Raw genomic sequence first — 22,794 nt, forward strand, 5'->3', positions numbered from 1 at the left:
TAGCAGGACGAGTGCGGCGGCGGTGATCTCGGTGGTGCGTGCTGGGTCGAGGCTGACGCGGCGCAGGGTCGGCCAAGCAGCCCGCTAGCGTTACTCCCACGCCTGACCCCCAGCACAGAGCAGCGGTCGAGCAAATCGCGCCGCCCGGCCGCTGCTCGCAGGCGCCGGCCCTACCGCGCCACCAGATCCGGCAACGCCGAGCCCGCGACGTCGGCAGCGTGCAGGTGGCACGCCACCAGCCGCCCGTCCTCGGCCTGCGCCGTCCGGCCCAGCACCGGCAGCTCGGTGCGGCACACGTCCATGACGTGCGGGCACCGCGGCGCGAACGGGCAGCCCGGTTCGCGCTGGGACAGGTCCGGCGGGGCGCCGGGGATGCCCGAGAGGTCGCGTCGCGGCCCGTGCAGCGGGGGGAACGAGCCGAGCAGGCCCGCGGAGTACGGGTGCCGGGGCTGCGTGTAGACGTCGCGCGCGGCGGCAGTCTCCACGATCTCGCCCGCGTACATGACGGCGATGCGGTCGGCGACCTCGACCAGCAGGGACACGTCGTGCGTGATGAGCACCACGGAGAAGCCCAGCCGCTCGCGCAGCTCCATGACCTGCTCCAGGATCTGGCGCTGCATCACCACGTCGAGCGCCGTCGTGGGCTCGTCCATGATGAGCACCTGCGGCTCCAGGGCCAGCGCCATCGCGATCATCACGCGCTGGCGCATGCCGCCGGAGAGCTGGTGCGGGTACGCCCGCAGCCGGTCGGTCGAGATGCCCACGAGACGCAGCAGCTCCGCCGCCCGCTCCCGGGCCTCCCCGCGACCCATGCGCGGGCGGTGCGCCAGGATGCCGTCGACGAGCTGCTTCTCCACCCGGAACACCGGGTTGAGCGAGCTCATCGCACCCTGGAACACGATCGCGATGTCGCGCCAGCGCGCGGCCCGCAGCTCGGCGTCGGACAGGGCGAGCAGGTCCGCCCGCTTGCCGTCACGGTTCGTGAGCCACACCTCGCCGCCCGTGATGAGGCCCGGCGGGGCGAGCAGCCGGGTCGCGGCGTAGGCGAGGGTCGACTTTCCGCAGCCCGACTCCCCCGCGAGCCCCAGCACCTCGCCGCGGCGCAGCGTCAGGGAGACGTCGCGCAGCACGTGCGTCGGGTCGTCGCCGAACCCGTAGTCGACGCTCAGGTTCCGGACCTCGAGGACCGGGTCCTCCGCCGTCGGCCCGCCGTCGGCAGCAAGACCGCCGGCAGCGACGGCCGGAGCCGCGCCCGGACCGGTAACAGCACCTGCGCTCATGACCGCACCTCCCGCACCACCGGGGTGAACCCCACGCGCGGCCGGATGCCCCGGCGACGCAGCGAGCGCGCGTGCAGGCCGGTGGACCGCAGGCGGGGGTTGACGATCTCGTCGATACCGAAGTTGACCAGGGTCAGCGCCATGCCGAGCAGCGCGATGCACGCCCCGGCCGGCACGAACCACCACCACGCGCCACGCTGCAGCGCGAGGTTGTTCTGCGCCCAGAACAGGATGGTGCCCCAGTTCCAGTCGCTGACCGGCGTGATACCGATGAACGACAGCGTGACCTGGGACAGCACCGCGAACGTCACGGTGCCCACGAACCCGGAGGCGATGACGGCCGTCAGGTTGGGCATGACCTCGGCGAGCACGAGGCGCCACGTGCGCTCCCCGTTCGCCCGGGCCGCCTCGACGAAGTCGCGTTTGCGCAGCGACAGCGTCTGGGCGCGCAGCACGCGAGCGCCCCAGGCCCAGCCGGTCGCCCCGATGACCAGCGCGACGGTGAGGCCGCCGGCGGACGGCAGCTGCGCGGCGATCAGGATGATCAGCGGCAGCTGCGGGATGACGAGGAACATGTTCGACAGCGCGGACAGCGACTCGTCGCCGATGCCGCCGACGAAACCGGCGGTCACGCCCACGAGCACGCCCACCACGGTGGCGCTCACGCCGGCGACCAGGCCGACGACGAGCACGCCGCGAGCGCCGACGATGATCTGGGACAGGATGTCGCGCCCGGTGTGGTCGGTGCCGAGCCAGTGGGTGACGGACGGCGGGCTGAGCAGTGCGTCGCTCACCTGGTTGGGGTCGTACGGCGAGAGCCAGGGACCCACCAGGGCGAGCAGCGTGAAGAAGCCGAGGATGACCAGGCCGGTGATGACCTTGCCGTTGCGCAGGAACAGCAGCTGGTTCTTCATCGGTCCTCCGTCCGGGTGCGGGGGTCGAGCAGGGCGTAGGCGAGGTCGGCCACCATGTTCGCCACGAGGACGGACAGGGTGATGACCAGGAAGCAGCCCTGCATCAGCGGGTAGTCGTGCGTGGAGACGGCCTGGTAGAGCGTGTAGCCGATGCCCTGGTAGGAGAAGACCATCTCCATGATCAGCGTGCCGCCGACGACGAAGCCGAGGGACAGCGCGAAGCTGGAGACCTGCGGCAGGACGGCGTTGCGCGCGGCGTAGCCGAGCATGACCTGCCGCTCGGGCAGGCCCTTGGCGTGCGCGACGGTGACGTAGTCCTCGGAGGAGACGGTCACCATCATGTTGCGCATGCCGAGCACCCAGCCGGCCACGGAGGACAGCACGACGGTGAGCGCGGGCAGGAACCCGTAGTAGATGACGGAGCCGATGAACTCACCGCTGAACGCGGGCACGAGGCCACGGTCGTAGCTGCCGCTGGACGGGAACCAGCCGAGGTTCACGGACAGCACGGCGATGGTGATCAGGCCCAGCCAGAAGTACGGCACGGCCTGGAAGAACGTCGCCACGGGCAGCAGCCCGTCGGCCCAGGTGCCGCGGCGCCAGCCGAGGAACGTGCCGATGAGCGAGCCGATCACGAACGCGATGATCGTGGCGACGCCGACCAGCCCGACCGTCCACGGCAGCGACTGGTTGACGATGTCGGCCACGGGCGTCGGGAAGTGCGTGAAGGACAGGCCGAGGTCGCCCTTCAGGAGCAGGCCCCAGTAGTCGACGTACTGCTGCCAGAGGCTGGTGTCCTGGTCCAGGCCGAACAGCACGCGCAGCGAGTGCTCGGCGTTGCTGTCGATGCGGCCCTGCATGCGGCCCAGCAGGGCCGTGACGGGGTCGCCAGGCAGCAGGCGCGGGATGAAGAAGTTGATGGTGATCGCGGCCCACGCGGTCAGCGCGTAGAACACGACCCTGCGCAGCAGGAACCTCATGCGGCCACCTCCCCGTTCCCGTTGGCGCCGCTACCGGCGTGGCGGACGGCGGGCCCGACGTCGGGCCGACCCTCCCGCTCGCCGTACCCCCAGCAGGCGGCGGACCGCCCGGGGGCGACCTCGATCAGCTCGGGGGTCTCGCTGCGGCACAGGTCGGTCGCGTACGGGCAGCGCGGCGCGAACCGGCAGCCGGGCGGCGGGTCCACGAGGCTCGGCGGCTCGCCGCCGGTCCCCTGCTCCCGCACGGCCGCGGCGCCGATCCCCGCCAGGTCGTCGGGGTCGGGCGCGGACGCGATGAGCAGCCGCGTGTAGGGGTGCAGCGGCTCCTGGGTCACGGACTCGGAGTCGCCGGTCTCCATGACCTGACCCGCGTACAGCACGGTGGTCCGGTCGGCGAAGTACCGGGCCGAGGCGATGTCGTGAGTGATGTACAGGACGGCGATCCCGAGCCGGTCGCGCAGGTCGGCCAGCAGGTTGAGGATGCCCAGCCGGATCGAGACGTCCAGCATGGAGACGGGCTCGTCGGCGAGCAGCACCTCCGGGTCGGCGGCCAGGGCCCGCGCGATGGCGATGCGCTGCCGCTGCCCGCCGGACAGCTCGTGCGGGTACTTGTCCACGTACCGCGTCGCGGGCGTGAGGTGCACGCGCTCCAGCAGCTCGGTGAGGGCCGCCTCCAGCTCGGGCCCGCGCAGGGTGCCGCCCGTGGACTGCTTGCGGTGCAGGCGCAGCGCCCTGGTCAGGGTGTAGCGCACGGGGTGCACCGGGTTCAGGGAGCCGAACGGGTCCTGGAAGATCATCTGCACGCGTCGCACGTACGCGCGGAACGCCCGCCGGCCCCGCAGGCGGACTGCGGCGCCGTCGAGCAGCACCTGCCCGCCCGTGATCGGGATCAGTCCGGCCAGCAGCCGGGCGACCGTGGACTTGCCGGACCCCGACTCCCCCACCACGGCCAGGACCTGGCCGCGGTGGAGCTCGAGGTCCACGCCGTCCACGGCGTGGATCGCCCGGGCGGGCGAGCGGCCGCTGACGCGGCGCCCGCCCGCTCGGAAGTGCTTGGTGAGGCCGTGCGCGGCCAGCACCGGTGTCGTCTCGCTCATCAGCCTTCCGCAGGCTTGAGGTGCATCAGGATCTGGGCGGCCTGCACACCGGTGGGCTGGGGCTGGTTGTACGGGTCCTCCTCGGACGGCCAGCCCACGTAGTTCTGCGTCGAGTACTGCGCGGTGGCCGGGCGGGTCCAGATGGCGATGCCCGGCACCTCCTCGACGAACACCTTCTGGATGGTGTCCAGCGCCTCGGTACGCGCGCCGTCGTCCTGCGCGGCGGCGTAGTCGGCGAGCGCCTGCGTGGCGTCGTCGTTCTGGAAGCGGCCGAAGTTCCACGTGGCCGGCTCGCCCAGCTTCTTGTACTGCGCGCCGTCCAGGATGTCGGAGTACATGTCCCAGGGGGTGGCGCCGCCGTCGGTCCAGTGCAGGGTGGCCTGGAAGTCGCCGCCGGGGATGATGTCGGCGAACCAGCCGTCCTGGTTGACGGGGTTGACGGTGGCGGTGGCGCCGAGCTCGGCGGCGGAGTTCTTGATGAGGTCGAGCGCGGTCAGGTAGTCGTTCCAGCCGGCCGGGTTGACCAGCTCGAACGTCACCTCGTCGCCGTCGGGGTCGACGAGCTTCTCGCCCTCCCAGGTGTAGCCGGCGTCCTCCAGCAGGGCGCGGGCGCCCTCGACGTCGACCGCGTACTCCTGGTCGGCGTACTCGGCGGAGAGGAACTCCTCGCCGGCGGGCAGCGGCAGGCCGGTGACGCTGGTCAGGGCGGGGTTGACGCCCGAGGTGGCGACGTCGACGAGCTCCTGGCGGTCGATGACCATGTTCAGGGCCTGGCGGAACGCCTTGTCGTCGAACGGCTTGGTCTCGTTGTTCAGGTAGAGCACGTCGATGCCGAGTCCGCCGGCGGCGTACTGGTGGTAGTGCTCCGGGTCCTGGGCGATGTAGACGTTCTCGTAGTCGGCGATGAACGTCCAGCCCCACTGCGCCTCACCGGTGGTCAGGGCCGTGGTCAGGGCGTTGTTGTCGTTGTACGACGAGTACCGGATCTCGGGGACGGCGGGCTTGCCGCCCCAGTAGTCGTCGCGCGCCACGACGGTCGCGGCCTGCGGGGTCCACGACTCCAGCGTGTACGGGCCGGTGCCCACGGGGTCGGGGTTGGTGTCGGTGGTCGGGTCCTTGACGTCGGCCCAGATGTGCTCGGGCACCATGACCAGGTCGTACAGCTTGGACTGGTTGACGAACTGCCCGGTGGTGAACGAGACGGTGACGGTGGACCCGTCGGTCTCGACGCTGTCGTAGGGCAGGGCGCCGGTGTTCAGCGCCTCGAAGTCCTTGCGGAGCTGGATGGAGAACGCGACGTCGTCGGCGGTGAACTCCTCCCCGTCCGACCAGGTGACGCCCTCGCGGGGCGTGATGACGGCCTCGGTGAAGTCCTCGTTCCACTCGACGCTGTCGGCGAGCCAGGGCTCCGGGTCCTCGGAGGGCCGGGCCTGGTTGCGCATCATCAGCGGCTCGTAGATCGTGAACGCGTAGCCCAGCGAGAGCGCGGACGAGCCCGTGGCGAACGGGCTGTGGTTCTCGGTCTGGACGCCGTTCGGCATGCCGACGGTCAGGGTCTCCCCGCCGCCGGCCTCGGTGGCGGTGCCGCCACCACCACCGCCGCTGCAGGCTGCCAGCAGCGCGACGGCTGCTGCGGCCGCCACGACGGCGACGTGCTTGTGAATCCTCACGGTGTGCCTCCTTGCACTTGTCCCCCGACGGGACAGATGGGGTGTGATCACTGGGTTCCGGCGCCGGGTTCCTCCCCGGGCCGGACGGTCAGCTCGTTGGTCAGGCGCAGGTCCGCGACGGACCTGCCGGTACGCAGCCGGTAGGTGCCCGGCGGCGTGGTCCAGCCCTTGGCCTGCGGGTCCCAGACCTGCAGCGCCCGGGTGGGAACTGGTACGCGGACGGTCGCACTGCCCATGGCGGGCACGTCCGCCACCGCGAAGCCGCCGAGCCACCGCACGGGGCGGCTCGGGCCGCCCGCGGGCGCCTCGACGTAGACCTGGACCACCTCGCGGCCCGCGCGGGACCCGGTGTTCCGGACGGTCACGTACGCGGTCAGGGTCGCGGGCGCGTCGTGGGACTGGCCCCAGGCGAGGACGGCGTCCTCGTACTCCCAGGTGGTCCAGCCCAGGCCGTGCCCGAACGGCGCGGCGGGCACGGGCGCGCCCGCACCCGCGGCGTCCGGCCCGGCGGCCAGCCGCCGCTCCCAGGCGCGGTAGCCGACGTCGGTCCCCTCGGTGTACTCGACGACGCCGTCCACCGGCCGCGCGTGCGGCACCGGGACGTCCTCGAAGCGCGCCGGGAGCGTCCACGGCAGGCGGCCGGACGGCTCGGTGGCGCCCGTGAGCACGTCGGCGAGCGCCGTGCCCGCCTCCTGCCCGGGCAGCCAGCCCCACAGCGCGGTCGGCACGTCGTTCAGCCAGGGCAGCAGCACTGGCGCGCCCGCGTTGACGACGACGACGGTGCGCGGGTTGGCCGCGGCGACGCGCCGCACGAGCTCGTCCTGGTTGCCGGGCAGGTCCAGGTCCGGCCGGTCGTAGCCCTCCGACTCGACCTCGGCGGTGGTGCCGACCAGCACCACGGCGACGTCGGCGGCGGCAGCGGCCTCGACGGCGGCGGCCAGCTCGTCGGCGGCCGAGGGGCCGGGCAGCCGGTGCACCAGGGCGGCGCGCACGAAGTGCCCGTAACCCACGGCGTGCACCACCTGGACGGTCGCGTCCAGCTCGGCGACGCCGCTCGCCTGCGCGAGGGCCGCGATGGGGTGGTTGTGCCCGGAGGAGAGCACGACGTCCTCGTTCACCACGGTGCTGCCGGTCGCGACCTCCGCGCCGTCGACGAGCACCCGGTGTACGCCGACGGTGCCGACGCCGAGCTCGTGGGCGCCCGCCTCGTCCAGCCGGACGGTCGCCCGCAGGCGGACGGCGTCCGCGTCAGGTCGCACGTCCTCCAGCCAGCCGGTCCACCCGGTGGCGGTGCGCTCCTCGAGCGTGCTGCCGTCGGCGGCCAGGAGCTCGACGCGCAGGCCGGGCTCGCCGGAGACCGGGTCGGTGCACCGGTCGATGTCGAGCTCCGGCGGGTTGTGCAGCGCGCGGGCGCCGGCCAGCACGGTCAGCTCGGAGCCGGCCGGCAGCGCGGCGCGCAGCTCGTCGGCGGGGTAGGTCAGGTGGTCGGGCTGCACGAACGAGGAGCCGCCGCCCTGGAAGAAGGGCTCGACCGCTGCGGGGCCGAGCAGCGCGACCCGCAGCGGGCGGGCGCCGTCCTGCACCAGCGGCACCAGGCCGGCGTCGTCCTTGAGCACCACCACGGAGCGGGCGGCCAGCTCGCGCAGGAGCGCGCTCGACGTCGCGGTCGCGGCGGCCGGCTGGTCCGGCACGGCCTGGAGCGCGAGGTGCGCGCCCGCGGCGCCGTCGGCGTCGGCGGCGCCGGGCAGCACGAGCCGGCCGGTGCGGCGGGCGAGCCGCAGCAGGCGCAGCACCTTGTCGTCCAGCTCCGACTCGGCGACCTCGCCGGAGCGGACGGCGTCGAGCAGGCCGTCGCCCCATGCACCGTCGGGCCCGGGCATCTGCAGGTCCAGGCCGCCGCGCACGGCGGGCACCACGGACTGCGTGGCGACCCAGTCGCTCACGAACAGGCCGTCGTAGCCCCACTCCTCCTTGAGCAGGTCGACCACGAGCGGCCGGTGCTCCAGCAGGGGCGCCGCGAGGCCCTCGGTGTCGGCGCCGTTGTAGGCGCCCATGACGGACCACGGGTTGACGTCGCGCACCAGGCGCTCGAAGGGTGCGAGGTAGGCCTCGCGCAGCGTCCGCTCGTCGAGGCGCGCGAGGTAGCGCGTGCGCTCGGTCTCGGAGTCGTTGGCGACGTAGTGCTTGACGCACATCCCGACGCCCCGCTCCTGCGCGGCGCCCACGAGCGCCACCGCGATCTCGGCGGTCAGGTGCGGGTCCTCGGAGTAGCACTCGAAGTGACGGCCGCCCACGGGCGTGCGCTGGAGGTTGACCTGCGGGGCCAGCACCACGTCGACGCCGTGGCGGCGGGCCTCGGCGGCGAACAGCAGGCCGGCGCGGCGGGCCAGCTCCAGGTCCCACGTCGCGGCCAGCGCGGACGGTGCGGGGAACATCGCCGACGTCCCGCCGTCCGGGCCACGCACGCCGACGGGCCCGTCGGACAGCACCACCGGCTCCAGGCCGATCCGCGGCACCCCCGTGGTGGTCCACATGGACGCGCCCACGACGAGCGACACCTTCTCCTCGGCGGAGAGCTGGTCCAGGAGCCGGAGCAGCTCGGGCTCCGTGGCGATGACCTGCGCGGTAACTGCCTGCGATGACAAGTGCTTCTCCGTTCGGCGGTGGACGGCTGAGCGCATTCAACCACACTTACTTACTGGTTAGTAAGCCCGGATTCTCGGCTATCGTGAGTCCATGCCAGAAGCGACAGGGCAGGCTGCCCCGAAGGCCAAGCGGCCCACGCGCGACCAGCGGCGGGAGGAGATCCTCGCCGCCGCGACACGTGTTTTCGGGTCCAAGGGCTACCACCAGGGCTCGCTCGTCGACGTCGCCGCCCAGGTGGGCATCACGCACGCGGGAGTGCTGCACCACTTCGGCAGCAAGGACAAGCTGCTGTGGGAGGTGCTCGAGTACCGCGACCGCGTGGACGTGCAGCACCTGGAGGGCAAGCACATCCCGGGTGGCATGGAGCTGTTCCGGCACCTGGTCACCACCGCGAAGCTGAACGCCGACCGGCGCGGCATCGTGCAGGCCTACGCGGTGCTCACCGGCGAGTCCGTGACCGACGGGCACCCGGCGTCCACCTGGGTCGCCGAGCGGTTCTCCGTGCTGCGCGGCGAGATCTCCCAGGCCGTGCGCGAGCTGGCCGCCGAGCGGGACGTGACCCTGCCCGAGGGCGAGCCGGAGCGCGCCGCCGCCGCGGTGATCGCCGTCATGGACGGCCTCCAGCTCCAGTGGCTGCTCGACCCGGAGGCCGTCGACCTCGCGTCGGCCACGGGCTTCGCCATCGAGTCGATCCTGACGGCCACCCTCGGCAGCACGGTGCGGATCGCGAGCTGACCAGCGACCGCATCACCACTCGGTCTTGAGCCGCCGCTTCGGGTCCTCGCTCGGCGGCACGTCCATCTTCTGCAGCGTGAAGCCCATGACGTCGCTGAACACCGGCGCCGCGACGTCGCCGCCGAAGATCGAGCTGTGCGGGCTCTTGAGGAACACGGCCACGGTGTACCGGGGGTCGTCGGCCGGCGCGACGCCGATGAACGACGCCATGTACGTCCAGCCGCCGCCCGCGGGCATCTGCGCGGTACCGGTCTTGCCCGCCACCCGGTAGCCCGGCACGGCCGCGTTGGTACCCGTACCGCCGTCCTCGGTCACGGTCTCCATCATCTCGACCAGGGTGTCGGCGGTCTCCTGCGAGATGACCCGCTCCCCCGGCTCCTGCTCGGCCGGCGTCGTGACGCCGTCGGGGCTCGTGGAGCCCTCGAAGAGCGTCGGCGTCATCCGCACGCCGCCGTTCGCCACGGTCGAGAACACGCTCGTGGCCTGCATCGCGTTGACGGACAGACCCTGCCCGAACAGCACCGCGTACTGCGTACGGCCGTCCCAGTCGGCGACGTCGGCGGGCGGCATGAGGCCCACGGACTCGCCCGGCAGGCCCAGGCCTGTCGGCTGCCCGAACCCGAACTTGTACAGGTAGTCCTGCCGGGTCTGCAGCGGGATCTTCTCGCCGGCCTGCACGGTGCCGGTGTTCGACGACTGCGCCAGCACGCCCGTCAGCGTCAGCCGCTGCACCGGGTGCTCGTGCGAGTCGCGGAAGCTCTGGCCGTTCGGCGTCGTGTAGGTGTAGGGGACGGTGAACCGGCTGTTCGGGTTCCAGTAGCCGCCCTCCAGCGCGGCGGCCATGGTGATCACCTTGCCGGTCGAGCCCGGGTCGAACACGTCCTTCACGGCGCGCGAGCCGCCCGCGACGGCCGACGTCGACCGGTCGTTCGGGTTCACCGACCCCGAGTCCGCGAGCGCCACGATCTCGCCCGTGCGCACGTCCTGCACGATGGCGATGCCGTACTCGGCGCCGGTGGTCCGCTTGGCCTCGTCGATGGAGTCCTGCGCCTTCCACTGGATGTCGTGCACCAGCGAGAGCTGGATGCTGTCGCCCGGGACCGCCGGGACCGACTCCTGGCCGGCGGCCGGGATGCGCAGGCCGTCGAGGCTGCGCTCGTACGTGTCCGAGCCCGCGGTACCCGCCAGCAGGTCGTCGTACGCCTTCTCGATGCCGCCCTGCCCGGTCTGCTCGTCGTCCACGAAACCGACCAGCGAGCCCGCGACGGTGCCGGACGGGTACGTGCGCCGGGAGGTGAGGTCGGTCCGGATGTACGCCCGGATCTGCAGGTCGGCGATGGCGCGCTGCACCTGCGGCACCACGTTCTTGGCGAGCACCTTGTAGCGGGACTCGCCCACGAGCTTGGCCGCCAGCTCGTTCTTGGGCTCGTCGAGGATCGGCGCGAGGAGCTGGGCGATGCCCAGGGCGCCGTCCTGCACCTTGTTGCCCTCGGCGTCCAGCCCGCGGCTCGAGCCGCGGAAGTCCTCGATCGCCACCGGGTCGCCCACCACCGTGTACCGGTCCACCGAGGTCGCGAGCACGACGCCGTTCGCGTCGGTGATGTCGCCCCGGTGCGCGGGCGTGACCGCGGTGGCCGTGCGCGCCGCCTCGGCCTTGGCGGCCAGGCTCGGCCCCTCGATGAGCTGCACGTGGACCAGGCGCACCAGGAAGACGAGGACCACCACGGCCGCGATGCCGACCAGCCAGCGCTGCCGCACCTCCGGCCGGCCCGGCCGGGGCGGCAGCGGGCGCGCCACCCGGGACCGGGCGGGCCGGGACGGGGCGGACGCCGGGCGCGGGGCGCCGGGTGCCTGAAGGCCCAGCCGGGTGCTGGTCGCACGCGGCTGGGCCTTGGTGGGCTGGGCCTTGGCCGGCTGGGCCTTGGCCTTGGAGGTCCGGGCCTTCGCCGGCTGGGCCTTGGCAGGCCGGGCCTGTGCCGAGCGCGCCTTGGGCGGCTGGGCCTTGGCGGGCCGGGCCTTCTGCGGCGGGGTGCCGGTCTGCTTGCGCTGCCGGCCCGAGCCCGAGGTCGGACCCGTCACTGGTCCGTACCCTTCACCACCTTGCCGGTACGGACACTGACCATGGTCGGGTTCTCCGCCGGCACCATGCCGAGGCTGCGGGCCTTGTCCGGGAGGTCCGTGTGGGCGGCGCTCAGGTCCTCCTGCAGCACCTGGACGTCCTGCGCGGTCTGCGCCACGTCGCCCTGCAGCTGCGACATCTCGTAGGAACCGCGCGCCAGCGTGGTGTTGAGCACCAGCACCGCCACGAGGGAACCGACCATCAGGGTGGCGCACAGCACGAAGAAGGGCACCCGGCTCTTCGCGTGCAGCGGCGCGCGGACCACGTCCAGGCGGCGGCCGCGCTGCGCGGCGCCCCCGGAGATCGCGGTCAGCGGTGCCCTGCGGGTGCGGGGCAGCTCGGCCGGACGGACTGCGCGGGCCGTCGCGGCGTTGGTTGCACTCATCGGCGGTCCTCCTTCGCTGTGTGGTGCCTGTTGGTGCGGTTCAGCAGGTGCTCGGGCGTGGGGCGCACGCGCCGTGCGGCGCGCAGCCGGACCGACGCCGAGCGCGGGTTGCGCTCCAGCTCCTCGGCGTCGGCCTCCTCCGCGCCCCGGGTGAGCGCCTCGAGATAGGGCCGGTGGGTCTCGGGCTCGACGGGCAGCCCGGGCGGGGCCGACGACGTGGTGCCCTGCGCGATGGCCCGCTTGACGATCCGGTCCTCGAGCGACTGGTACGACTCCACGACGATGCGACCGTCCACCGCGAGCGCCTCGATCGCGGCGGGCACGGCCCGCTCGAGGACCTCGAGCTCACCGTTCACCTCGATGCGCAGCGCCTGGAAGGTGCGCTTGCCGGGGTGGCCGCCCGTCTTGCGGGTCGCGGCGGGGATGACGGCGCGCAGCAGGTCGACGAGCTCCCCGCTGCGGTCCCACTCCCGCTCGGCCCGACGCCGGACGATCGCCCGCGCGATCTTGCCCGCGAAGCGCTCCTCGCCGTACTCCCGCAGGATCCGCGCGAGGTCGCGCTCGTCGTACGTGTTGAGCACGACGGCCGCCGTCAGCTCCTGGGTGGAGTCCATGCGCATGTCGAGCGGGGCGTCCTGCGCGTAGGCGAAACCGCGGTCGGTCTCGTCGAGCTGCAGCGAGGACACCCCGAGGTCCATGAGCACGCCCTGCACGGCGCCGCCGGCGTGCGCGTCGACCACCTCGGTGATCTCGTCGTACACCGCGTGCACCGGCGTGAACCGGTCGCCGAACCGGGCCAGCCGCTCGCCCGCGAGGGCGAGGGCCTGGGGGTCGCGGTCGATGCCGATGACGCGGGCCGACGGGAGCTGCTCGAGCACGGCCTCCGTGTGGCCGCCCATGCCGAGCGTGCAGTCCACCAGGACCGAACCGGGCTCGGCGAGCGCGGGGGCCAGCAGGTCGACGCAGCGCTGGAGCAGCACCGGGAGGTGGCGGTCGGCGGCGTCACTGCCGGTGCCGGGGCGGTCGTCGGTCGCGTTCATCGGTGTCTCCCTCCTGCGTGGTGCTGTCCTGCGTCATGCCTCGTGCGTCATGCGTGGTGCGTCGTGTCTGGTGCCGGTACCGCCGTCCGGTCAGGTCTCCCTCCGCACGGTTCCGGCGGCGGGGAAGTGCGCCGGATCCTGCGGGAGGAGGCCTGGCCGTACGGCCGTCCCCTCGCCCTGCCTAGAAGCTCAGCCCGGGGAAGATCTCCTCGGCCTGATCGATGTAGTCGGGTTCGGTCTGTTCCTGGTATGTGGCCCACGCCTGCGCATCCCACACCTCCACGCGGGTTCCCACCCCGATCACGACCACATCGCGGTCGAGACCGGCGTACGCCCGCAGGTGCGTCGGGATGGAGACCCGGCCCTGCTTGTCCGGGACCTCGTCGCTCGCTCCCGCCAGGAAGTTTCGCGTGTAGTCCCGTGCTGCCTTGCTCGTCACCGGCGCCTGCCGGATCTGGGTGTAGATCTGCTGGAACTCGTCCATCGGAAGAAGAAAGAGGCACCGCTCCTGCCCTTTGGTCATCACCAGACCGCCGGACAGTCGCCCCCGGAACTTGGCGGGAAGGATCAGGCGCCCCTTCTCGTCGAGCTTCGGGGTGTACGTGCCGAGGAGCAGACCCAGACCTGCGAAACCTTCTGCCATCGCAGTCATGGGCCGACACCTCCTTCCGCTCCCGCATACTCCACGCTACTCCACTTTCCACCACCGCACTCGGAAAAACCATGGGGAGAACTGCCCACCCGCCCTCAATGCGCAGGTCAAAGAGGTAAAGAGCAGGTGGAGTAAATTCATGTCCGGCGTGGCGTGGAATGTCCCGGTAGGTGCCTCCGGTCCGCAGTCTCGTGCGGGTCCCCCGCCCGGCGAGACGTCGTTTCACCAGGGCGAAACAAGCCCTGGGATGTGTGAAGACCGCGTGATGCACACAACAGAGTGCTTTACATCTCTACTAGGCTGGTCCAGCCGGGCGAGCGACAGTCGCCCCGGCTTCCGAACAGCGCGTACACGCGCAAGAAACCGGCCTGACTCCCGGCCCGATGGAGGTCCCCCAGTGCACACGGAACGCGCCACGTCCGGCCTCACGGATCCTCGGTTCGGCGGAGCGCCCGCTCCGCAGGGAGAGCCCGGACCAGCCGCGCTCGACGAGCTCGTGGAGACCATGGCCCGCGTCCGGGGCGCCGTGGAGTCCGTCGTGACGGGCCGGCCCGGCCTGGCCGACATCACCCTCGCCGTCCTGCTGGCCGAGGGCCACCTGCTCGTCGAGGACGTGCCCGGCGTCGGCAAGACCACCCTCGCCAAGGCCGTCGCGCGCAGCATCGACTGCCACGTGGGCCGCATCCAGTTCACGCCCGACCTGCTGCCGAGCGACCTCACGGGCGTCAACATCTTCCGCACCGGCAGCCACGAGTTCGAGTTCCGGCCGGGCCCGGTGTTCAGCAACATCGTGATCGGCGACGAGATCAACCGCGCCTCGCCCAAGACCCAGTCCGCGCTGCTGGAGTGCATGGAGGAGGGCCAGACCACGGTCGACGGCACCACCCACCAGCTCCCCCGGCCGTTCCTCGTGGTCGCCACCCAGAACCCGGTGGAGATGGAGGGCACCTACCCGCTGCCCGAGGCGCAGCGGGACCGCTTCATGGCCCGCATCACCGTGGGGTACCCGGACATCGACGCCGAGATGCTCATGCTCGACCGCCAGGAGGCCAGCACGCCGCTGGCGCACCTGGAGGCCGTGACCGACGGGCACACGCTGCTGCGGTTCTCCGCGCTCGTGCGGTCGCTGTACGCGTCCCCCTCGGTCAAGCGGTACGTCGTGGGCCTCGTCGGGGCCACGCGTGAGCACCCGGGCCTGCGGCTGGGCGCCTCGCCGCGCGCCTCGCTCCAGCTCCTGCGCGCCGCCAAGGCCATCGCCGCCATGGCGGGCCGCGACCACGTGCTGCCCGACGACATCCAGCGGCTCGCCCGGCCCGTGCTGGCCCACCGGCTCATCCTCACCACCGAGGCGCGCCTCGGCGGCGTGACCCCCGAGACGCTCGTCGACGAGATCGTGCAGCGCACACCGGTGCCGGCGCTCGAGCCCGCCGACCGGCGCCAGTTCTGAGCGGCCGGGGCGGCACGGTCATGAAGTGGCGTGACACGCTCGCACGGATCAGCCGGGTCCGGCTCACCCCCCGCGGCATCGGCGCTGCGTGCGTCGGCGGTGTGCTGATCCCGCTCGGGCTCGTCCTCACCCTGCCCGACCTGGTCGGCCTGGGCGCCGCGGCGCTCATCGCCGTGGGCGTGGCCTGGCTGGTGATCGGCACCCAGCGGCTGGAGTCCGGCCGGGGCGCCCTGCACGTGACACGGTCCGTCGCGCCCAACCCCGTGGTGCGCGACCGGACGGCGGACGTGAGCCTCCTGGTCGCCGCGCACCAGGCCTCCGGCGCGGCGTACGAGCGGCTGTCCCGCCTGCGCCTGTCCGAGCAGGCGGCGCACGAGCTCGCCGGGCACCAGGGCATCCGCGCCCGGGTCTCCGCGCGGGCCGACCGGATCACCGTGCACTACTCGCTCACGCCGATGCGGCGCGGGCGCTGGTCGCTCGGCCCGCTGCTGACCACCCGGACCGACGTGTTCGGCCTGGTCCGCGCCACCCAGCCCCTCGGCAGCGCCACGCACGTCCCCGTGTGGCCCCGCACCGTCGAGCTCGCCGTGCGCACCCGGTCGGTCGGCGACGTCGACCACTCCGCCACGGGCGCGCGCCTGCAGTCCAGCGACGACTCCGTGCTGCGGGAGTACGTCGCGGGCGACGACCCACGGCGTGTCCACTGGGCGAGCGCCGCACGCCGCGGCCAGCTCATGGTCCGCGCCGACGAGAGCGCCGGGGTGCGCCCCGTGACCGTCCTGCTCGACCGCTCGCTGCTGCCCCACTGGCAGGAGTCCGGGAGCCTGCGCCGTCCGGCGGCGGTGGACGACGGCGAGTGGGCCGTCGAGCTCGCCGCGTCGATCGCCACCTCGTTCCTCGACGCCGGCCACCCGTCCCGCCTGGTGACCACCAGCGTGGCGCCCAGCGTGGACGGCGTCCGCTTCGCCATCACCCGCGCCAGCAGGTCCGCCCTGCTGGACGCGTGCGTCGACATCCGCGGGCACCGCGGCGCGTCGGAGGGGCAGCACGCGACGAGCACCACCGCGCGGGCGCTCCGGCTCGCCCGCGCCCCGGGGGAGATCGTCGTGGCGGTGCTCGGCCCGCAGGCACCCGACGCGCGGCACGACCTCGCCGCGCTCGGCGCCGAGGGCACCTGCTGGGGGCTGCTGGTGGCGCCGCGCGGCGCCGGGTTCCAGCACGAGCTGGACCAGACGGCCGCCGAGCTGCGCGCCTCCGGCTGGCACGTCAGCACCTGCGAGGCCCGCACCGACCCGGAGCGCGCCTGGGCCCTGCTCGCGGAGCGTGCGCCGTGATCCCCGCCCACCGCGGCCCGCTGGTCCGCACCGTCGCGTCCGGCGTGCTCGTCGCGATCGCCGTGATCGCGTCCATGCACGCGCTCACGCTCGTCATCGACCCCGGACCCTGGCTCACGGCCGGCACCACCGGCGTCGTCCTCGTCTCGGCCACCACCTGCGTGGTGCGGTACCTGCTGCTGCGCAACGCCGTAGACCGCGCCGCCGCCCGCCGGGCGGCGGGCCAGGGGCCGAGCGCGGACCGGGCCGCCGACCGCGCGGCCGGCAGCGCCTCGTTCTTCGCGACGACGGCGGGCCTTCTCGTCGCAGTCTGGTTCGTCCTGGCCCGCTACGGCGGACCGGGCCAGCGGTTCGAGCCCTTCGTGGGGCCCGACTCCGTGGAGCAGGCCCTCGAACGGTTCCGCCAGGCCACCGAGCTGATGAGCACGCAGGTGGCGCCCGTGGACCCCGGGCCGGCCATCAGCATGGTCGCCGTCGGCGGCACCCTGCTGGTTCTGCTCGTGGTGGACTCCCTCGCCGGCGCCCGCATGCCGGGCTTCGCCGGGGTGCCGCTGCTGCTCCTGTGGACGCCGTCGCTGACCCTCATCGGCGACGTGCAGTGGCAGGTCTTCGTCATCAGCGTCACCGCGATGCTCCTGCTGCTCACCGTCGACCCGGTGGGACTGACCCCGGGCCGGCGCAGCGACGCCGACTCCGCGGCGGTACGCCGGGCGCAGCGGTTCCGCTCCGGGATCACGGCCCTGACGTCCGTGGCGGTCGCCGCCACCTCGCTCGGCGTCGCGACCGGCATGGCGTCCCTGCCGGCGCTGGCCGGGACGTGGAACCAGCTCATCTCCACGCCGTCCGACACGGTGGAGCTGTCCTCCGAGCTGGACATGCGCCAGCCCCTGAGCGCCCGGTCCTCGAACACCGTGCTGACGTACACGATGGCCGAGGGCGAGCCGGCCGGCCCCCTGCGCGTCATGACGCTGACGGCCTTCGACGGCGTCCAGACCAACCGGAACGTGCCCACCGGCGGCCTGGCCGAGTTCGACCCGTCGACGGTCCTCGCGCCGCCCGGCGAGGGCGCCGACGGCGAGCGCCTCCGGATGGACCTGCGAATCGGGCAGCTCGACGGCGCGGAGCTGCCCCTGCCGCTCGAGCCCCGCACCGTGGACGTCCAGGGCGACTGGGCCTACGACCCGCTGCGGGACGAGGTGCGCAGCGGCGAGGGCACCGAGCAGGGCGCGCCGTACACCGTCGAGATCGTCGAGCGCGGACTGACCCCCGAGCTGCTGCGGGCCGCGCCCATGTCGGGCGATCCCCGGTCGGCCGGCTACACGGAGGTGCCGGACACCGAGCACCGGGACGACATCGCCGCCTACGCCCAGGAGGTCGTCGGCGACGCGCCCACCCGGTTCGACGCGGCGGTCGCGCTCCAGAACCACCTGCGCTCGGGCGCCGGGTTCGTGTACAACCCGGACGCCGACTACCGGGGTTCGTCGGACACCGTCTGGGACTTCCTGCAGAACAAGGAGGGGTACTGCACGCAGTACGCCCTCTCGATGATGGTGATGGCCCGCAGCCTCGGCATCCCGGCCCGGATCGGCGTCGGCTGGCTGCCCGGGCGGCCCGACGGCGACGGCAGCTACCGGGTCACCGGCCAGGACTCGCACGCCTGGCCCGAGATCTACTTCCCGTCCGTCGGCTGGGTCCGCTTCGAGCCGACGCCGCAGGTCCAGACCGGCCCGCTGCCCTCGTACGCGAACCCCGGCACGGGCACCGCACCCAGCGCCTCGCCCACGCCGTCGCGCGCCAACGAGGTGCCCCCGCAGCAGCCGACCCAGCGGCCGGACCAGTCCGAGGCGGGCGCCACGAACGACACGTCGTCCGGCAGCCAGATGTCCGACCAGACCCTGCCCGGCTGGGCCTGGGTGGTCGCGGTCATCCTCGCCCTCGGGGTGCTCGGGGGTGCCGCGTGGCTGCTGCTGCGCCGTCGGACGGAGGTCGAGGAGCTCGACCCCGAGCGCGCCTGGGCCCGCGTCCTGGCGCTGCTCGCCGAGCGGGAGGTACGGCTCGGCCCGTCGGTCACGCTGCGGCGTGCGCCGGAGGTGATCGCCGACCAGGTGCGCGCCAGGACGGGCACACCCCTGCCCGACGACGTCGCCGAACGGCTCACCGCCCTGGCCGACGCCGCCGAGGACGAGCGCTACGCCCGCGACTCGACGCCGCCGACGGCCGCCGAGCTCGAGGAGCTGACTGCGACGGTGACGGCAGAACTGACGGAAGCCCTCACCCGCCCCCGTTGAGTGCGGGCTATTTGTGGCTCTCAAGCCTTGAGAGCCACAAATAGCCAGCACTCAACGAAGAAGGTGGGACGAAAGACAGGAGCCGGGCCCCTCGGGGCCCGGCTCCTGTCATGTGCGGTCGTCCGGTCAGGACCACCGGGAACGGTTGGCCGGCTAGCGGCCGCCCTGGTTGCGCCGGTTCTCCCAGCGCTCTTCGAGGCGGGCGAGGAAGCCGGAACGACCACCACCACCCTGCCGCTTGCGGGCCTTGCGTGCTCCCCCGTTCGAGGGCTGGACGGTGCCGTCTTCGCCGACGACGCCGACCGGACCCTCCTGCTGCTTCTTGCGCGGTCCGAGGAACGCGAAGACCACACCCGCGAACATCAGCACGAAGCCGATGGCCCCGAGCCACGTACGCGACGTCGCTGCACCGACGACAAGAAGAAGCAGGCCGACGACTACGCCGGCCCCGGACAGCACATAACGGAGCGCGTTACCACGGCCTGTGGACTGGAGCGTGTTGGCCAGCCGCGGGTCGTCTGACGTCAGAGCGCGCTCCATCTGCTCCAGCACCCGCTGCTCGTACTCGGACAGAGGCATCGAGACCCCCGGATCTCGCAAAGGAACAGTGTCCCTTCCAGGATAGGACGACCCGGCCGTCGTTGGTAGTCGACATCCCGGGCATACCCATGACTATAGGGGCAGATCAGTAAAGATGCGTGCCGTTCTTGCGATGTACACCCAGGTCGATCGCCGTTTTCCCAAACTTCTCACGCACCGCGTCGAGCGCGAGCTCGGCCTCGCGCTGTGCTCCGGAGCGCGGATCGACCGCTTCCTCCAGCGTGGGCTGCTGGGCGGAACCGTCGCGTTCCCGGAGATTTTCACCCCGCACGCCGACCAGCCGCACCGGGAGACCGCCCAGATCGACCGCCGCGACGAGCTCCCGCGCCACGAGGTAGATCTCCCGGGCGACGTCCGTGGGCCCGTCCAGCGTTCGCGACCGGGTGAACGTCGCGAAGTCGCTGGAGCGCACCTTCACCGAGACCGTGCGGGCCAGCACGCCCTGGTGCCGCAGGCGCGCCGCCACCCGGTCGGACAGCTCCAGCACCTTGCGGTTGACCGCATCGGTGTCGTCCTGGTCGGTGCCGAAGGTGGTCTCGGCGCCGATGCTGTGCTCGCGCTGCTCGGGGACGACGGGGCGCGGGTCCCGGCCCCAGGAGAGGTCGTGCAGGTGCGCGCCGCTGACCCGGCCGACGGCCGCCTGCAGGCTCGGCAGGTCCGTGCGGGCCAGCTCCGCGACCGTGGTGATCCCCCACGCGGCGAGCGACTTCTCGGTCTTCTCCCCCACGCCCCACAGGGCGCCGACGGGCAGCGTGTGGAGGAAGTCGACGGTGGCGTCCACGGGGACGAGCATCAGGCCGTCCGGCTTGGCGTGCGTGGAGGCCAGCTTGGCCACGAACTTGTTCCGCGCGATGCCCACGGAGGCCGTCACGCCGTGCTCGGCCGCGATGCGCCGGCGCAGCTCCGCGCCGATCACGGTGGGCGGGCCGAGGCGCCGCCTGGCACCGCTGACGTCCAGGAAGGCCTCGTCCACGCTGATCTGCTCCACGAGCGGCGTGACCTCCTGCAGCATGCCCATGACCGAGCGGGACACGTCGCGGTACAGCTCGTGGTCGGGTCGGACCACGACGGCCTGCGGGCACAGCAGGCGCGCCCGCGTCATCGGCATCGCGGACCGGACGCCGAAGGCGCGTGCCTCGTACGTCGCGGCCAGCACGACGCCGCGCTCCTGCGCGCCGACGATGACCGGCAGGCCACGCAGCTCCGGCCGCCGTGCCAGCTCGCAGGACGCGAAGAACGCGTCCATGTCCAGGTGCAGCACCGAGCAGCCGGACTCGTCCGACCCCCAGTCCCGTCTCGCCGCCGCTGACCGCGGCCCCTTGCTCACGAACGTGCTCCGTTCCCGCTCTTGCCCAGTGCTTGTCTGCCGGCCCCGCCGGCGCCGGTCAGGACGCCTCGGGCACCAGGGACAGGCGTTGCGTCGCGAACCCCGTGTCCGGGTCCACGAGCATCGCCACCTCGTCCCGGAAGTCCTCGGCGCACGCGAGCAGCTCGTCCGCCCGCGCAGGCTCCACCTGCTCCGGGCGCCCGGCGTCCACCGCGGCCCGCAGGGGCGCGCCGGAGGCGAAGTAGCCCGACCAGGCCGCGAGGTCCGGTTCGGCGTGCGCAAGCATGTCCCACACCGTCCGTGCGCCGGAGCGCGCCGACGGGCGGCCCCGCAGGGCCACGACGGCCGCGGCCGACCGGATTGCCGCGAGGTGCGCGTGCACGAACCGGTCACCCGGGTCGGCCGCACGCGCGGCCTCGGCGAGCTCCGCGTCCGCCTTGCGCAGCAGGGCGCTGACGCCCGGCGGGACGGCGCGTGGCACGAGCATGCGTGCCGAGACCACTTCCCGCCCGCTCTGAGACTGCATGGTGCCCATCTCGAACCTCCGATCGAACCCCTTGTGCGACACTATCGAACATACGTTCTATCCTGTCAAGCGCACCGCCGGTCCGGGAGACACTGTGCTCATGGCCCGCCGCTCCGCCCGACGCCGCCCATCTTCCTCCGCACCACTGACACTCCCCGCCGAGCTGCCCGTCGGCCCCGTGCCGATCAGCACCGGCACCGCCGAGGTGGTCCGCGACCCCGACTTCCCGCAGCGGGTGACGCTGCACGTCAACGGCGTGCCGAGCTCCAGCCTCGACCTGGCCGACCCCGGCTTTCTCGACTTCGAGTACATGCAACAGATGGCCGCGTTCGTGGCGCTCCTGCCGCCCGGGCCGCTGCGGGTGCTGCACCTCGGCGCCGCCGGCAGCGCCTTCGCGCGGCACGTGGAGCACGAGCGGCCGGGCTCCCGCCAGCTCGGCGTCGACCTCGATCCCCGCCTCCTGGAGCTTGTGCGCGAATGGTTCGCCCTGCCGCGCTCGCCCCTGCTGCGCCTGCGCGCCGACGACGCGGGGCGCGCCCTGGCCGCCGCGCGCGACGCCTCCTACGACGTGGTGGTCCGGGACGTCTTCGCGGGCGACCGCACGCCGGAACACCTGGTGGGCACGGGGTTCGCCGCGCAGGCCCACCGCGTGCTGCGGCCCGGCGGCGTCCTCCTGGTGAACTGCGCCGACCGTCCGCCGCTTACCACCGCCCGGCGCGAGGTCGCGAGCCTCGCCGAGGCCTTCGGGCCGGACGCCGCGGCGCAGGGCCGGCTCGCCGCCGTCGCCGAGCCCGCGATCCTCAAGGGGCGCCGGTACGGCAACCTGGTCCTCGCGGCCGTCCGCGGGCTGCCCGAAGACCCGCCGCGGGACGACGTCCGGCCGGACGGCCCGGACGGCGGCCACGCGGGCGAAAGCCACCAGGACGGCCCGGGCGGCACCCGGCACGACGCCAGGGCGGAGGGCGCGCACGAGGCCGCCCAGGACGCCGCACAGGGCCCTCTGGGGACCCGCGACGCCGTCGAGCTCCCCGACCTCCGGGACGCGCGCCTGGGACGCGCCCTGCGCACCCTGGCGGTGCCGGCCACGCTCCTGGCGGGCGACGACGCCGCGGCGTTCGCCGGTACGGCCGCCCCGTTGGTGACCGCCGCCCCGGACCCGGCCTGACACGTCCTTCGGGGCGCGCGAAGAAGGCCGCCCTCCCCGGAGGGAGGACGGCCTTCTCACGAGTTACGTCAGAGCGGCACGACTGCTTCCGCCTGCGGACCCTTGGGACCCTGCGTGATCTCGAACTCGACCCGCTGGGCCTCCTCGAGAGACCGGTACCCGTTGGACTGGATTGCGGAGTAGTGCACGAAGACGTCGGCGCCGCCGCCGTCCTGGGCGATGAACCCGTAGCCCTTTTCCGCGTTGAACCACTTCACAGAACCCTGCGCCATGCTGTCCTTCGACCTTCCGTCCGGGATCCGACGGCGAGCCCGTTGCCCGCCCCCGTGCCGCAATGCTTTCCCGACTTGCTCACGACACGCCGGACGTGGCCTTGGTACGTCACTGCAACGTGCGCCAGTGTGGCATGGACCACTCAAATGTGCCATGGAACACGCACATTTCTGCCGCAGCTATGACACACCGGGCCGCAGAGTTACCTGCAAACCCAGCTCAGAGCCTGTTTTCAGGCGCCGAAGTCGGCACTCTCCTGGGCACCGGCCTGGAGGTCGGCAGTCTGCGTCGAGGTCGGCACAGGTCTGTGCCGACC

19 protein-coding genes are annotated in these 22,794 nt (G+C 72.9%); 5 read left to right on the top strand and 14 right to left on the bottom strand.

From position 1 onward, the window contains the following. Window positions 1-170: 170 nt before the first annotated feature. The 6 genes from ACFV9Q_RS27330 to ACFV9Q_RS27355 are packed head-to-tail and all read right to left on the bottom strand — an operon-like array spanning window position 171 to window position 8,586. On the bottom strand, window positions 171-1,280 hold the full coding sequence (locus tag ACFV9Q_RS27330) for an ABC transporter ATP-binding protein (protein ID WP_377237045.1): 1,110 nt from the start codon (window positions 1,278-1,280) through the stop codon (window positions 171-173). Beyond that, complete coding sequence (locus ACFV9Q_RS27335) at window positions 1,277-2,194, bottom strand: ABC transporter permease (RefSeq protein ID WP_377231269.1); 918 nt, start codon at window positions 2,192-2,194, stop codon at window positions 1,277-1,279. The genes ACFV9Q_RS27330 and ACFV9Q_RS27335 overlap by 4 nt, the downstream gene beginning before the upstream one ends. Then, window positions 2,191-3,174, bottom strand: coding sequence for an ABC transporter permease (locus tag ACFV9Q_RS27340; RefSeq protein ID WP_377231268.1), 984 nt, complete (start codon window positions 3,172-3,174; stop codon window positions 2,191-2,193). Before ACFV9Q_RS27340 ends, ACFV9Q_RS27335 begins: the two co-directional genes overlap by 4 nt. Beyond that, a complete protein-coding gene (locus ACFV9Q_RS27345; RefSeq protein ID WP_377237046.1) occupies window positions 3,171-4,271 on the bottom strand; it encodes an ABC transporter ATP-binding protein in 1,101 nt (366 codons plus the stop codon). The genes ACFV9Q_RS27340 and ACFV9Q_RS27345 overlap by 4 nt, the downstream gene beginning before the upstream one ends. Further along, the gene (locus ACFV9Q_RS27350; protein WP_377237047.1) at window positions 4,271-5,941 is read right to left on the bottom strand and encodes an ABC transporter substrate-binding protein; all 1,671 of its coding nucleotides are present in this window, start codon (window positions 5,939-5,941) and stop codon (window positions 4,271-4,273) included. The genes ACFV9Q_RS27345 and ACFV9Q_RS27350 overlap by 1 nt, the downstream gene beginning before the upstream one ends. Before the next feature lie 47 nt (window positions 5,942-5,988). Further along, the gene (locus ACFV9Q_RS27355) at window positions 5,989-8,586 is read right to left on the bottom strand and encodes a beta-glucosidase (RefSeq protein ID WP_377237048.1); all 2,598 of its coding nucleotides are present in this window, start codon (window positions 8,584-8,586) and stop codon (window positions 5,989-5,991) included. Window positions 8,587-8,677: 91 nt separating this feature from the next. Here ACFV9Q_RS27355 and ACFV9Q_RS27360 point away from each other — a divergent pair, with 91 nt between their 5' ends. Beyond that, the gene (locus tag ACFV9Q_RS27360) at window positions 8,678-9,322 is read left to right on the top strand and encodes a TetR/AcrR family transcriptional regulator (protein ID WP_377237049.1); all 645 of its coding nucleotides are present in this window, start codon (window positions 8,678-8,680) and stop codon (window positions 9,320-9,322) included. Window positions 9,323-9,334: 12 nt separating this feature from the next. Here ACFV9Q_RS27360 and ACFV9Q_RS27365 read toward each other — a convergent pair whose 3' ends face one another. The 4 genes from ACFV9Q_RS27365 to mraZ all read right to left on the bottom strand — a co-directional run bounded on the left by ACFV9Q_RS27365 (window position 9,335) and on the right by mraZ (window position 13,518). Then, window positions 9,335-11,401: a penicillin-binding transpeptidase domain-containing protein gene (locus ACFV9Q_RS27365; RefSeq protein WP_377237050.1), complete on the bottom strand. Its 2,067-nt coding sequence runs from the start codon at window positions 11,399-11,401 to the stop codon at window positions 9,335-9,337. Further along, entirely contained in the window at window positions 11,398-11,826 is a 429-nt protein-coding gene (locus ACFV9Q_RS27370; RefSeq protein WP_377231916.1) for a hypothetical protein, read from the bottom strand. The genes ACFV9Q_RS27365 and ACFV9Q_RS27370 overlap by 4 nt, the downstream gene beginning before the upstream one ends. Continuing rightward, window positions 11,823-12,866, bottom strand: coding sequence for a 16S rRNA (cytosine(1402)-N(4))-methyltransferase RsmH (gene rsmH, locus ACFV9Q_RS27375; RefSeq protein ID WP_377231917.1), 1,044 nt, complete (start codon window positions 12,864-12,866; stop codon window positions 11,823-11,825). Before rsmH ends, ACFV9Q_RS27370 begins: the two co-directional genes overlap by 4 nt. A 181-nt stretch (window positions 12,867-13,047) precedes the next feature. Continuing rightward, the gene (mraZ, locus tag ACFV9Q_RS27380) at window positions 13,048-13,518 is read right to left on the bottom strand and encodes a division/cell wall cluster transcriptional repressor MraZ (protein WP_357484605.1); all 471 of its coding nucleotides are present in this window, start codon (window positions 13,516-13,518) and stop codon (window positions 13,048-13,050) included. A gap of 397 nt (window positions 13,519-13,915) precedes the next feature. On the opposite strand from mraZ, the gene ACFV9Q_RS27385 reads away from it, so the two are divergent. Genes ACFV9Q_RS27385 through ACFV9Q_RS27395 form a run of 3 tightly spaced genes read left to right on the top strand, consistent with a single transcriptional unit; the run spans window position 13,916 to window position 18,587 of the window. Then, a complete protein-coding gene (locus tag ACFV9Q_RS27385) occupies window positions 13,916-14,965 on the top strand; it encodes an AAA family ATPase (protein ID WP_377237051.1) in 1,050 nt (349 codons plus the stop codon). A 20-nt stretch (window positions 14,966-14,985) separates the two neighbouring features. Next, entirely contained in the window at window positions 14,986-16,299 is a 1,314-nt protein-coding gene (locus ACFV9Q_RS27390) for a DUF58 domain-containing protein (RefSeq protein WP_377231919.1), read from the top strand. Continuing rightward, entirely contained in the window at window positions 16,296-18,587 is a 2,292-nt protein-coding gene (locus ACFV9Q_RS27395; RefSeq protein ID WP_377237052.1) for a transglutaminaseTgpA domain-containing protein, read from the top strand. The genes ACFV9Q_RS27390 and ACFV9Q_RS27395 overlap by 4 nt, the downstream gene beginning before the upstream one ends. A gap of 153 nt (window positions 18,588-18,740) precedes the next feature. Here the strand turns inward: ACFV9Q_RS27395 and ACFV9Q_RS27400 are convergent, their stop codons facing one another. The 3 genes from ACFV9Q_RS27400 to ACFV9Q_RS27410 form a co-directional block, all read right to left on the bottom strand. Continuing rightward, window positions 18,741-19,166, bottom strand: a complete 426-nt coding sequence (locus tag ACFV9Q_RS27400) for a DUF3040 domain-containing protein (RefSeq protein ID WP_377231349.1) — start codon at window positions 19,164-19,166, stop codon at window positions 18,741-18,743. 106 nt (window positions 19,167-19,272) lie between these two features. Then, on the bottom strand, window positions 19,273-20,514 hold the full coding sequence (locus tag ACFV9Q_RS27405; protein WP_377237053.1) for a DNA polymerase IV: 1,242 nt from the start codon (window positions 20,512-20,514) through the stop codon (window positions 19,273-19,275). A 58-nt stretch (window positions 20,515-20,572) separates the two neighbouring features. Then, entirely contained in the window at window positions 20,573-21,040 is a 468-nt protein-coding gene (locus ACFV9Q_RS27410; RefSeq protein WP_377237054.1) for an SAV_6107 family HEPN domain-containing protein, read from the bottom strand. Window positions 21,041-21,218: 178 nt separating this feature from the next. Between ACFV9Q_RS27410 and ACFV9Q_RS27415 the strand changes: the two genes are divergently transcribed. Continuing rightward, window positions 21,219-22,205 carry a spermidine synthase gene (locus ACFV9Q_RS27415; RefSeq protein WP_377237055.1) on the top strand — a complete coding sequence of 329 codons (987 nt, stop codon included), beginning with the start codon at window positions 21,219-21,221 and terminating at the stop codon, window positions 22,203-22,205. A 68-nt stretch (window positions 22,206-22,273) separates the two neighbouring features. On the opposite strand, the gene ACFV9Q_RS27420 is transcribed toward ACFV9Q_RS27415, so the two are convergent. Next, on the bottom strand, window positions 22,274-22,477 hold the full coding sequence (locus ACFV9Q_RS27420; protein ID WP_020016705.1) for a cold-shock protein: 204 nt from the start codon (window positions 22,475-22,477) through the stop codon (window positions 22,274-22,276). Window positions 22,478-22,794 lie beyond the last annotated feature (317 nt).

The sequence above is a fragment of the Promicromonospora sp. NPDC059942 genome (assembly GCF_042731755.1).
GTDB lineage: Bacteria > Actinomycetota > Actinomycetes > Actinomycetales > Cellulomonadaceae > Promicromonospora.